The 12112-nt window shown below is 70.0% G+C and carries 11 protein-coding genes; 5 read left to right on the plus strand and 6 right to left on the minus strand.

The window, feature by feature from the left end; all coding sequences use genetic code 11:
* Nucleotides 1–87: 87 nt before the first annotated feature.
* The 6 genes from O9Y01_RS14860 to O9Y01_RS14885 all read right to left on the minus strand — a co-directional run bounded on the left by O9Y01_RS14860 (nucleotide 88) and on the right by O9Y01_RS14885 (nucleotide 7838).
* Nucleotides 88–984, minus strand: a complete 897-nt coding sequence (locus O9Y01_RS14860; RefSeq protein WP_269632385.1) for a hypothetical protein — start codon at nucleotides 982–984, stop codon at nucleotides 88–90.
* A gap of 49 nt (nucleotides 985–1033) precedes the next feature.
* On the minus strand, nucleotides 1034–3463 hold the full coding sequence (locus O9Y01_RS14865) for a penicillin acylase family protein (RefSeq protein WP_269632386.1): 2430 nt from the start codon (nucleotides 3461–3463) through the stop codon (nucleotides 1034–1036).
* 503 nt (nucleotides 3464–3966) lie between these two features.
* Complete coding sequence (locus tag O9Y01_RS14870) at nucleotides 3967–4560, minus strand: response regulator (protein ID WP_269632387.1); 594 nt, start codon at nucleotides 4558–4560, stop codon at nucleotides 3967–3969.
* A 205-nt stretch (nucleotides 4561–4765) separates the two neighbouring features.
* A complete protein-coding gene (locus O9Y01_RS14875) occupies nucleotides 4766–5950 on the minus strand; it encodes a GNAT family N-acetyltransferase (protein WP_269632388.1) in 1185 nt (394 codons plus the stop codon).
* Between the two features lie 33 nt (nucleotides 5951–5983).
* Entirely contained in the window at nucleotides 5984–7099 is a 1116-nt protein-coding gene (locus O9Y01_RS14880) for a hypothetical protein (protein WP_269632389.1), read from the minus strand.
* A gap of 136 nt (nucleotides 7100–7235) precedes the next feature.
* Complete coding sequence (locus tag O9Y01_RS14885; RefSeq protein ID WP_269632390.1) at nucleotides 7236–7838, minus strand: phenylacetic acid degradation protein PaaY; 603 nt, start codon at nucleotides 7836–7838, stop codon at nucleotides 7236–7238.
* Between the two features lie 166 nt (nucleotides 7839–8004).
* Between O9Y01_RS14885 and O9Y01_RS14890 the strand changes: the two genes are divergently transcribed.
* The 5 genes from O9Y01_RS14890 to paaB all read left to right on the plus strand — a co-directional run bounded on the left by O9Y01_RS14890 (nucleotide 8005) and on the right by paaB (nucleotide 12103).
* A complete protein-coding gene (locus O9Y01_RS14890; RefSeq protein WP_269632391.1) occupies nucleotides 8005–8835 on the plus strand; it encodes an enoyl-CoA hydratase-related protein in 831 nt (276 codons plus the stop codon).
* A 54-nt stretch (nucleotides 8836–8889) separates the two neighbouring features.
* On the plus strand, nucleotides 8890–9354 hold the full coding sequence (gene paaI / locus O9Y01_RS14895) for a hydroxyphenylacetyl-CoA thioesterase PaaI (protein ID WP_269632392.1): 465 nt from the start codon (nucleotides 8890–8892) through the stop codon (nucleotides 9352–9354).
* A 4-nt stretch (nucleotides 9355–9358) separates the two neighbouring features.
* A complete protein-coding gene (paaK, locus tag O9Y01_RS14900) occupies nucleotides 9359–10666 on the plus strand; it encodes a phenylacetate--CoA ligase PaaK (protein ID WP_269632393.1) in 1308 nt (435 codons plus the stop codon).
* Between the two features lie 115 nt (nucleotides 10667–10781).
* The gene (gene paaA / locus O9Y01_RS14905) at nucleotides 10782–11783 is read left to right on the plus strand and encodes a 1,2-phenylacetyl-CoA epoxidase subunit PaaA (RefSeq protein WP_269632394.1); all 1002 of its coding nucleotides are present in this window, start codon (nucleotides 10782–10784) and stop codon (nucleotides 11781–11783) included.
* Nucleotides 11784–11800: 17 nt separating this feature from the next.
* Complete coding sequence (gene paaB / locus O9Y01_RS14910; protein ID WP_269632395.1) at nucleotides 11801–12103, plus strand: 1,2-phenylacetyl-CoA epoxidase subunit PaaB; 303 nt, start codon at nucleotides 11801–11803, stop codon at nucleotides 12101–12103.
* Nucleotides 12104–12112: the final 9 nt, after the last annotated feature.

Raw genomic sequence — 12112 nt, forward strand, 5'->3', positions numbered from 1 at the left:
CGTAGCGGATCAGATGCGCCGCCGGCGTCGCTTCTCCGCCAGATGTAACAACTGCTTGCTCCTCAGCAGGGAGAAGCGCGAAATTGTTCAGGGTTGGACAGGCAGGGCCTTCAGGTAGTCGTGCAGTTGCTGCGCCAGCGCTTCGCGTTCGGCCTCGGGCAAACCCTCACTCAGCGGGGGCATGGTGGTGCCCGGTTTGAGCTGGGCCGGCTGCAGCAGCCACTGGCGCCAGCGCGCAGGGTCGATCTCGCGGGCGCGCAGGGCGAGGTTGAGAGGCATCTTGTCACCCCCGTAGCCGTTCACCTGGTGGCAGCTGAGACAGTGGGTCTGCAGGGCCTGGGCCGTGGCGGCGAAGCGCGGCGCCATGTCGCCCGGCAGCAGGGCCGCCCGGCTGGAGGGCGTGCGGCGCACAGTGACCACCTGGTAGGGCCAGACGGCACCGCCTTCTGCCTGCAGGGCGGGTTCGGCCAGGTTGTCCCAGATGAGGTAGTACGGCCCCAGGGGCACCTGCTTCTCGCCCTGGGCGTGGTTGTCGACCTGGAAGGGCCGGCCGTCGGCGCGGGCGGTGACGATCCAGGCCTGGTGACGGCCGAAGCGCTCCACCGGGACGCGGGACACGAAACCGTCCTGGGCGCGGAACTCGAGCTCGCCGTCCGGCAGGTCCCAGCCCTTGCCCAGCCAGCGATCCAGGAAGACCCGGGCCGGCCAGCCGCGGTAGCGCACCTGCACGGGTGGCTGCCCGGGGCGCGAGAGATGGGGCTCAGCGACCGTCACCTGGCGCTGGGCCGGCCCCGCCTTGGCGGCCACGGCCGGGTCTGGCAGGCGCAAGGGCGCAATGGCGCCGGCCATGGTGGCGGGCGAAATTGCGGGCGGGTTCGCGGGCAGGTTTGCCGCCGGGACCGCAGCCGAGGCCGCGGAGGCCAGCACGGCGCCCAGCAGCGTGGCGAAGATCCGGTGGGCGAAGGGGGGAAGCGGTGTGCGCATGGGGTCGGCGGCCGGGGGGACGTTGGGGGAAAGCATGCGAAACGCCCGTTCAGGGCCTGAAGGTGAGGCTGCTGCGCGCCTGGGCCTGCACGTCGGCGGCGTCCAGCCACTGGGCGCGGGAGCGACCGGCCAGGTAATCACGGGCCTGGTCGCTGTAGTGGCGGTCGCCCAGCACGCCGCTCTGGCCCACCGGGTTGATGCCCCGGCTGCGGCCCGGCGCCGCGAAGTCGATCACGCGGCGGGTGGAGGGGCCGTAGATCACGAACCAGGGCGCATCGCCGCTGCGCTGGGCCAGATTGTTGGGCACCTCGTGCGCACCCGGCGCCGGGAAGGGGCCGACGTTGAAGAGCGGAGCCAGGGCCTTGACCTCGCCCAGCGGGTGCTTGTGGGTGATGCTGTGGGCGCGGCCCCAGGTCCATTGCGCCGGATCCTCGCCGAAGGTACGGCGCAGGTGCTGGAGGGTGGCGGCCCAGGCCTCGGCCACGATCTGCTCGCGGGTCTCGCGCTGGGGCGTGGCCTTGCGGTCCCACCAGGGCGAATCCGGGTCGGCGACCAGGCGCGGCAAGGCGTGGTCCAGGGCGCGGGTGCGGGTGAGGTTCTCCAGCATGGCCTCGTCCATCTTGTCGGCCAGCACGGCGTGGATCAGCTGGTGTTCGAGCTGATGGAAGAGAACCGGGGCGCGGTCCTCCAGGCCGTGCTTGCCCTTCCAGGCGGCCAGCAGGGCCACGAGCTCGGCGCCGTCCTTCTGCTGGCGCAGGATGGGCATCAGCGGGGCCAGGACGCGCGGGCCGTAGCCGGTGTCATCGGCCAGCTGCAGCGCCTGGGCGCGGGCCATGTCCCAGCCGGTGGCGCTGGCCTTCAGGCCTTCCTCGAGGCGCCAGCCGCGGTCGGGCAGGTTGTAGTAGCCCGGCACCGGCTCGGCCGAGGCCGGCTGGTGATTGGCCGAGACGATGTAGCCACGCGCCGGGTTCTCCTCCTGCGGGTTGGCGCTGAAGGGCAGGAAGCCGGGCTTGTCGGCTTCTGTCGTGCTGCCGTCCAGGATGAAGCTGGGGTTCACGCCGGCCGGCCGTTGCGGCAGGCGGGCCGAGGCCCACCAGGCGATGTCACCGGCGGCGTTGGCCCAGACCACGTTGAGGCCCGGCGAATGGATGCCCTGCACCGCCGTGCGCGCGGCGGCCAGCGTGTCCGCGCGGTTGAGCTGGTAGAAGGCCTCGATGAGGGGGTTCTCGCTTTCCAGGAAGGTCCACCACATGGCAATGGGGGTGCGCCCGGTGTCGCCAGGCACCACGTCGTTGACGAGAGGCCCATGGGGCGAGCGGCGCAGCTGGATGACTTCATCGGCCCGGCCCTTGACCTTGATGCGGGCCTCGCGCGATTCCAGCGGCAGCCAGGCCCCCTTGACCAGCACCTGGCCGGGATGGGCGGCATCGGTCTTCTCGGCGATGAGGTCGATGTCATCGTTCTGGAACATGGTCAGGGTCCAGCCGAAGCGCTGGTTGTGACCGATGAGGGCGAAGGGATTCAGCACCTGCAGGTGGCCGTAGAGCTCGAAGCCGGGCGCCTTCAGATGGGCCTCCCACCACACGGCGGGCGTCGAAAAGCCGATGTGGGGATCGCCGGCCAGCAGGGGCTTGCCGCTGGCCGTGCGGCTGCCGGCAAGGGCCCAGGCGTTGCTGCCTTCCATCTGGGCCAGGCCGGTGCCCAGGCTGTCGCTGAGCTGGCCGATGCGGGCCAGCGCCTGCCAGTCCGCCGGCTGGAGGCGGCGGCCGGCGGCCACGGCCGAGGCGGCGGGCGCACTGAGGCGGGCCCGCGCGGCCAGGGCGCCTTCGGGTTTCCAGTCCAGGTCGAAGATCTTCAGATATTCAGGCCCCAGCTGGTCCCGCACATAAGTGAGTGCAGGCTCCGTTCGGAAGGCGGAGGCAAAGCTGTAGGCCAGGTAGCCGGCCACGGCATAGGTATCCACCGGCGTGAAGTCCCGCTTGGGGATGCCCAGCAGCTCGAATTCCAGGGGCGCGGGGCGGGTGGCCTGGTACTGGTTGACGCCGTCCAGGTAGGCCAGCAGGGCCTGCTGGGCCGGACCGGGCGGGCGGGTGGATTCGGCCTTGACCCGCGCCTCGGCGAAGTCGATCAGGCGCAGGCTGCGGAAGAGCTTGTCGGTGGGCAGCAGCTTTTCGCCCAGCACTTCGGAGAGTTCGCCCCGCGCAAGGCGGCGGGCCATCTCCATCTGGAAGAGGCGGTCCTGGGCATGGAGGTAGCCCAGGGCGCGGTAGAGATCGGTCTCGTTCTGGGCCTCGACATGGGGCACGCCCCAGGCGTCGAAGCGCACGCTGACCGCCTGGCTCAGGCCTCGCAGCTGCAGCTCGCCTTCGCGCTTGGGCAGCTTGGCCCGCCAGTGCAGGCCGGCCGCCAGCAGGGCCAGGATCAGCAGACCGAGCAGCAGCCAGAGCAGGGAACGAAGACGAAAGGTGCGTGCAGCCATGGGCAAGACTCCAGGACAGGGCATGCATTGCAGCACAGCGACCGGGCCGGCGCATCGGGATTGGCGCGGGCAGCGCACGCGAAAACGCCCGACGGTGTCCAGCATCGGGGGGAAAGACCGCCCAGCCCCTGCCGGCACCAATGAAAAGGGCTGATGGTTCTCAGCCCCATCAGCCCCGGTCATCCGCGCTATGCCGCGGCACACAGGCGGCTCCGGCGAGCCGCCTGCTCAATGCGGATGAGTGTGCTCACACCTCCTCATCCGCCCCTCCGGCCCGTCTTTGCGGGCCACCCTCGTTGTCGTGCTGTGCACTGTAGGCTGCCTCGCGCACAAAAGGCTTGCGTTTCGCGGCGGTCAGACCGTATTCAGCGCATGAAAATTGCGCTGAGTCAGTAAATTTGGGAATGTCCCCATCAAGGAAAACCCGGCCCACGCAGCAATCCGTGAACCTTGACACAGATCACGTCGCCTGCGCGACATCGCCAGGCGGCCGGGCCGCGCGCTCAGGCGGCGATGCGCGGGCCCTGCTTGCGCAGCTGGGTCAGGGTCTCGATGCGCTTGAGCAGGTCGCGGTCGCTCCAGGGCTTCTTGAAGATGCCGTAGAGCCCCTGGATCTGGTGGACGCGGCCCTGCAGCTCCTCATGGCCGGTGATGGCGATGATGGGCAGGTCCTCGGTTTCCAGGGCCCCTTGCACGTCGGCGATCAGCTCGAAGCCGTTCTTGTTGGGCATTTCCAGGTCGGTGATCATGACCTGCACGGGATGGCGGGCCAGCACTTCCAGGGCCTCGACGCCATCACGGGCCAGCAGCACGAGGTAGCCCGCGCTTTCCAGCAGCTTGCCCAGCTTGGCCCGCACCACGGCGGAGTCGTCGACCACCAGCACGGGCACCGGGCCGTCCACGGGCATCACGCTCGGCTGGAAGCGGCTGGCCGCTGCGGGGCCGCTGAACGGGGCCGGCAGCTGCGACTCCTGGAACTGGCGGACCTCCTCGTCCTCCTTGCGGATGCTGATCAGGATCACGACGATGGCCAGCGGCACCGCGATCAGCAGAGGCAGGAGGTAGGGACCCAGGAGGTCGGGCAACTGGAAAGGCATGGGGGGTTCTCCACGCCGGCGGCGCGGCCGGCAGGACTGGGCGGATGCCGCAGGAATCTACCACCGCGGCGGGCGCGTCGAACTGGGGATTGCACAGGACGGCCCGCTCGAATAGGCGGGTGTCAGGCCGGATTTTGTAAGCAGCCGTTTCAATTTGCCGACCACCTCAGGTTCCCCGCCTGGCCGCCTCCCCTCCCCTCCCCGCTCAGCAGCGCCCGCGCCAGCGCCGGTAGCCGTGTTCCTCGCAGGGGGCGCCGCGGAAGTCCCGGACCTCGCTGCAGAAGCGGCGCATGCCGCTGGCCTCCAGCAGCTGGATGGAGGCGGTGTTGCGGGCATCAACCCAGCATTCCACCTCCAGCAGCCCGCCGGCCTCCAGCAGGAAGTCCTGGAGCGCGACGAAGGCCTCGCGGCCCAGACCCTGGCCTCGCCAGCCGGGATGCAGGGTGATGCCCATCCAGGCACTCAGCGGGTGGGTGTCGGCGCCCGGGACCTCGCTGGGCGGGCGGGCGCGCAGGCACAGGCCGATGTCGCCGACCAAACGGTCGTCGCCGGCATCGGCGATGGCCAGCTGCACCCACTGGTCCGGCACGCCGATGGCGGCTCCACTCATCTCGCGCAGGAAGGCGGCCGACTCCGCCGGCTCACGGGCCAGCGTCCAGCCCTGGAAGCGCGCTGTCTCGGCGTCGCTGCGGTAGGCATGGAAGCGCTCGAGGTCGCTTTCGCGCATGCGCCGCAGCTGCACGCGGCCCGCGGACGAGCGCAGAGGCAGGACATCCGCCAGGCGGCACAGGCTGTCCAGGGGCTGGCGGTCGCGCGGCACGGCGGCCAGGTAGTCGGCCCAATCCGCCAGCGCCGGGCTGCCCGACAGGCCCTTGAGCAGGACCCGCACCGGCCCGGGCGGCTGGCCGGCACCCTGGCTCACCCGGCGGCGCAGCTCCCGAAAGCCCTGCCTGCACCAGAAGCGTTCGGCCGGTTCGTTGCCGGCCACCACGCCCAGGCGCAGCCAGCGCGCGCCCGACTGCAGCGCCCAGGCCTCCAGGGCGGCCACCAGCCGCCGGGCCAGGCCCTGGCCGCGGTGCGCCGGATGGACCATCAGCAGTCCCAGATGCCAGACCCCGGGCGCCGGGGCCTCGCTGCAGACCTGCAGGACGGCGACCAGACCGTCGCCACCCGGCCGCACCAGACCCAGATGCCATTGCGCGGCCCAGGCGAAGTCGGGCGGCGGCGTGCTGCGCAGTTCCTGCAGCGCCTCGTCCGCGGCCAGCGGCAGGCCACAGCGCTCGAAATAGTCCTGGCAGGCTTCGAACAGCGCTTGCAGGCGGGGCGCGTCGGCCTCGCCCAGGGGCTGGACGAGCAGGTCCGTGCCGTCAAGAAAGTCCTGGAGCCCCATGGGCCCTCCTCGTGAAGCGAGAAAGCCTGGAGCCTAACGCAGGAGGTCGTGCTGACCCGACAGCCATTGCGGCGTCTGGCGGCGCAGGGCTCGCAGGGTGTCGCCGACCTGCTGGCGCTGGCGCGCCTGGTCCTCTTCCAGCTCCCGCAGGCGCAGGGTGAACTGCGCGGCGCGCGGCGCGTCGCCGCAGGCCTCGTACAGGCGCAGGGCATTGCGCAGCAGCGGGGCGCGCATGAAGGGATAGGCCTGCAGCGCCGCCGGCAGCAGCAGGGGCTCGAGCAGGGCCCGCGCGCGGTCCAGCTCGCCGGACAGCAAGGCGCATTCGCCCTGGGCATGCTGCAGGGACGCCCAGGCGTGGGGCAGTTCCTGCTCGTGGATCAGGGCCTGCCCCTGCTCGAACATGGCCTGCGCCTCGGCCAGGCGCCCGCCATGCATCATGCCGATGCCGATGTTCAGCAGCAGCGAGGCGCGCTGGCGCAGGTGCATCTCCGGCGCCTCCATCAGCGAGCGCGCCTGGAAGGCCAGGCGCAGCTGGCGCTGGCCCATGGCGTCGGCCTGCAGATCCTCGCCGCGGCGGCGGAGTTCGTCGATGGCCAGGGCGCCGGCCAGCAGGGCATTGGTGTAGGCCCGCGTCATGGCATGGGGCTCCTGGCTCTCACGCGCGCGGGACAGCGCCTGCATGTGCAGCATCTCGGCCTCGTCGTACTGGCCCAGTTGGGCATAGACATGGGCCAGGGCACCCAGGGCTCGTGGCAGCACCGGGTGGAGCTGCGGCGGCCGGGTGGCCAGCTCGACGGCCTCGCGGGCCACCGCCAGGGCTTCGTCCATCAGGCCGGCACCGCTGAGGCACAGGCTGGCGATGTCCAGCATCTCCACGCGCTCGAGCCGCGCCTCGGCCTGCAGCTCGCTGAGGGCCAGGCTGGCGCCGGCATAGGCCCGGCGCAGGTCATAGAGCGCCCAGCCGGCGCGGGCCTGCATCTGGCCGATCTCGCAGCGCAGCGCGGGCGTCAGGGCCTCCAGCTGGCAGCTGGCGCAGGCGGCGTCCAGCAGGGCCAGGGTGTCGCGCATGCGCTGCTCCCCGAGGGCCTGGCGGGCGCGCTCCAGGCACTGCTCGCAGGCGCTGGGTTGGGTTTTCAGCAAAGACTTCATGCAAACCGTCCCGGCCGGCGCAACACAAGCAGGCGCCAGCCTCCCGCGCAGCCTAAGGCCACTGGGCATCAGGCCCTCGGGCGAGGGTCGCCCAAAGCGAGGGTCGATGTGCAGAACTTGGGGCTTGGCCCGCTTTTCAGTCCTGCCGGCTCGCGTGCAGGGGCTGATGCAGGCTGGCCGGAAGTGCCGGCCGGTCCGCCTCGGCGGCCGCGAGGGGCTGGACTTCAGAGAGGCTGGCCAGGCAGCGCTGGCTCAGCTGCTGGTAGGTGCGCGTGCCCTCCAGCTTCCAGCGGATCTCGTCCTCGCTGAGCGGGCGCAGCACCTTGGCGGGCAAGCCGGCGATCAGCGACTTCTCCGGCAGGTCCTGCCCCGCCTTCACGAAGGCGCAGGCCGCCAGGATGCTGTAGGCGCCCAGCACGGCGCCGTCCATCACCACCGCCTTCATGCCGACCAGCGCGTCATGCCGGATCACGCAGCCGTGCAGCACGGCCCCGTGGCCGACATGGCCATTGCGCTCGACCACCGTCTCCGAGCCCGGAAAGCCGTGGACCACGCAGCAGTCCTGCACATTGGCGCCCTCGTGCAGAACGATGCGGCCGAAGTCCCCGCGCAGGCTGGCATTGGGGCCGACATAGCAGCCCGGCCCGACGTGGACGTCACCGATCAGCACCGCCGTCGGGTGCACATGGGCGCTGGGATGGACCACGGGGATCACCCCGTCGATGGCGTAACAAGGCATGAGGACTCCTTTGGCAGGCCGCGGCGCTGGCGGGACCGGGCAAACCTAGGGTTTACGCCAATCCGCCAGCGCTTGTGCCAGATCAAGCGGCACCTTACGATCTACCGACCGGTCGGTCAAGAGTGCAAGAACCTTGACCTGACGCATAGCCACACGAGGCCCGCTCATGTCCCTGACGCCTTCCCAGCCCTCCTCGGCCGACGCTGCCCTGCTGATCAGCCAGGAAGGTGCCGTGCGCACCCTCAGCTTCAACCGCCCCGCGGCGCTGAATGCCTTCACCGCCCAGCTGCTGGCCCAGACCCGCGCCGCGCTGGACGAGGCCGCCGAGGACGCCAGCGTGCGCGCCGTGGTGATCACCGGCACGGGCCGCGCCTTCTGCGCGGGCCAGGATCTGTCAGACCCGCTGATCAAGCCCGAATTCGGCACCGACGCCCGCCCCAAGGACATCGGCCACCTGCTGGACAACTACTACATCCCCCTGGCCCTGCGCGTGCGCTCCATGCCCGTGCCGGTGATTGCCGCCGTCAACGGCGTGGCCGCCGGTGCCGGCGCCAACCTGGCCCTGGGTTGCGACCTGGTGATTGCGGCCGAGTCCGCCAGCTTCATCCAGGCTTTCTCCAAGATCGGCCTGGTGCCCGACTGCGGTGGCACCTGGCTGCTGACCCGCCTGGTGGGCCGCGCCAAGGCCATGGAGCTGGCCCTGCTGGGCGACAAGCTGCCCGCGCCGGAAGCCGCCCGCCTGGGCCTGATCGCCCGCGTCGTGCCCAATGAGGAGCTGGCCGCCACCGCCCAGGCCCTGGCCACCCGCCTGGCCGGCATGCCCACCCGCGCCCTGGTCGAAACCCGCCAGGCCTTCGACGAAGCCCTGAGCCTCAACTTCGAGGACGCCCTCAAGCTGGAAGCCGTGATGCAGAGTCAGCTGGGCTTCGCCCACGACTACCTGGAGGGCGCCGCTGCCTTCCTGGAGAAGCGCACGCCGGTCTTCAAGGACCGCTGAGCCCGCTGCCCCGCCCGGCCCTGCGCCGTTCCTGTTGTTCAAGGAGTCTCCTGCATGTCCACGCCCCTGAGCCCGCAAGCCGTCGCCGAAGCCGTGCGCGACGCCATGTTCCGCGAGGACCATGCCTCCAAGGGCCTCGGCATGGACATCCTGGTCGTCGGGCCGGGCAGCGCGACGATCCGCATGACGGTGCGCCAGGACATGCTCAACGGCTTCGCCATCTGCCATGGCGGCCTCATCACCACCCTGGCCGATTCGGCCTTTGCCTTCGCCTGCAACGCGTACAACGAGTTGACGGTGGCCTCGGGTATCACGATCGACATCGTGGCGCCCGCACGGCAGGGCGACGTGCTGACCGCCGTCGCCCACGAGGTTTCGCTCGCCGGCCGGACCGGCGTCTATGACGTGAATGTGCGCAACCAGCGGGATGAGCTGGTGGCCGTGTTCCGCGGCAAGTCCTATCGCATCAAGGGCAAGCCCGTGGTCCCCGGCCTGACCGCAGGTGCGGCGCAGGAGTGAACCCATGACCGTGAAGCACCCCGCCCCCGGCGACCTGGAAGCCATCGAGACCGCCAGCCGCGACGAGCTGCAGGCCCTGCAGCTGCAGCGCCTGCAATGGACACTGCAGCACGCCTACGAGAACGTGCCCCACTACAAGGCCGCCTTCGACGAGAAGGGCGTGCACCCCTCGGACCTGAAGACGCTCGCCGACCTCGCCAAGTTCCCCTTCATGACCAAGAAGGACCTGCGCGAGCACTACCCCTTCGGGCTGTTTGCCGTGCCGCGCGAGCAGATCGTGCGCCTGCATGCGTCCTCGGGCACCACCGGCAAGCCCACCGTGGTGGGCTACACGCAGGCGGACATCGACACCTGGGCCGGCCTCGTGGCCCGCTCCCTGCGTGCCGCCGGCGTGCGCCGCGGAGACATCGTGCACATCGCCTACGGCTACGGCCTGTTCACCGGTGGCCTGGGCGCGCACTACGGCGCCGAGAAGCTGGGCTGCACCGTCATCCCCATGTCCGGCGGGCAGACCGAGAAGCAGGTCCAGCTGATCCAGGACTTCCGGCCGGACGCCATCATGGTCACGCCCAGCTACATGCAGGTGATCATCGAGGAGTTCGTGCGCCAGGGCCTGGACCCGCGCGAGAGCTCGCTGAAGGTGGGCATCTTCGGCGCCGAGCCCTGGACCGAGGCCATGCGCCGCGAGATCGAGACCAAGGCCGGCATCGATGCTGTCGACATCTACGGCCTCTCCGAGGTGATGGGGCCAGGTGTTGCCAGCGAGTGCATCGAGTCCAAGGACGGCCCGGTGATCTGGGAAGACCACTTCTACCCCGAGATCATCGACCCCGAGACCGGCGAGGTGCTGCCCGACGGCGCCGAGGGCGAGCTCGTGTTCACCTCGCTCTCCAAGCAGGCCCTGCCGGTGATCCGCTACCGCACGCGCGATCTCACCCGGCTGCTGCCGCCCACCTCGCGCAGCATGCGCCGCATGGGCAAGATCGTCGGCCGCTCGGATGACATGCTGATCATCCGCGGCGTCAACATGTTCCCCACGCAGATCGAGGAGCTGGTGCTGCAGGAGCCGCAGCTCTCGGGCCAGTACCAGATCGTCGTCAGCCGCGAAGGCCCGCTGGACGAGGTGCTGGTGCGCTGCGAGATGCAGCCCGGCGCCGACATGGCGCAGAAGGACGGCATCGCCCGCCATCTGCAGCACCGCATCAAGACGCTGATCGGCGTCTCCACCAAGATCGACATCGGTGCGCCGGACAGCATCGAACGCACGCTGGTTGGCAAGGCACGGCGCGTGATCGACCGCCGACCGAAATGAAACACCCCCTACGCGCTTCGCGCGCCCCCTCCACGGGGCAGCGCCGACCGCCCGGCCAAGCCGGATCGGCGGCACTCACCCGGGAATACCAACCTCAAACAGACAGGAGTGTCTGATGTACACACAAGCGATGAGCGTCGGGCCGCAGGAGCAGGCGGCCAAGGTGCAGAGCGCGGAGGACGCCCAGCGGCTGGAGGCCTTCGAGGCCCGCGTCGGCGAGGGCGAGTTCGTCGAGGCCAAGGACTGGATGCCCGATCACTACCGCAAGACCCTGGTGCGCCAGATCAGCCAGCACGCGCACTCCGAGATCGTCGGCATGCTGCCCGAGGGCAACTGGGTCACGCGCGCGCCCACGCTCAAGCGCAAGGCCATCCTGATGGCCAAGATCCAGGACGAGGGTGGCCACGGCCTCTACCTCTACTCCGCCGCCGAGACCCTGGGCACCAGCCGCGACCAGATGCTGGAAGCGCTGCACTCGGGCAAGGCCAAGTACAGCTCCATCTTCAACTACCCCACGCTGAACTGGGCGGACATCGGCGTGATCGGCTGGCTGGTGGACGGCGCGGCCATCATGAACCAGGTGCCGCTGTGCCGCTGCTCCTATGCGCCCTATGCGCGGGCCATGATCCGCATCTGCCGCGAGGAGAGCTTCCACCAGCGCCAGGGCTACGAGAGCCTGCTGGTGATGATGCAGAAGGGCACGCCCGAGCAGAAGGCCCTGGTGCAGGACGCCGTCAACCGCTGGTGGTGGCCCTCGCTGATGATGTTCGGCCCGCATGACAAGGACTCGCCGAACTCCGAGCAGTCCATGCGCTGGGGCATCAAGCGCATCTCCAATGACGACCTGCGCCAGAAGTTCGTGGACGCGACGATCCCGCAGGCCGAGGTGCTGGGCGTGACCGTGCCGGACCCCGATCTCAAGTGGAATGCCGAGCGCGAGCACTACGACTTCGGCGCCATCGACTGGGACGAGTTCTGGCGCGTGGTGGGCGGCGACGGCCCCTGCAACCGCGAACGCCTGGCCACCCGCGTCAAGGCCTGGGACGAAGGTGCATGGGTGCGTGAAGCGGCCCTTGCCCACGCCAGAAAACAAGCCACCAAGGCCCAAGCAGCCTGAGCACAAGGAACCCCATCATGAGCAATCAGCAAGCCCCCAAGAACGAATGGCCCCTGTGGGAAGTCTTTGTGCGCAGCAAGGCCGGCCTGGACCACAAGCACTGCGGCAGCCTGCATGCGCCGGACGCCAAGCTGGCCCTGCAGATGGCCCGCGAGGTCTACACCCGCCGCCAGGAAGGCGTGAGCATCTGGGTGGTGCTGTCCAGCCAGATCGTGGCCTCGGACCCCGGCGAGAAGGGCATGTACTTCGATCCGATGGAAGACAAGGTCTATCGCCACCCGACCTTCTATGAGCTGCCGGACTCCGTCAATCACATGTGAGCGCGCCCA

Source organism: Pelomonas sp. BJYL3, assembly GCF_027257975.1.
In the GTDB taxonomy this organism is placed as follows: Bacteria; Pseudomonadota; Gammaproteobacteria; order Burkholderiales; family Burkholderiaceae_C; genus Roseateles_B; species Roseateles_B flavus.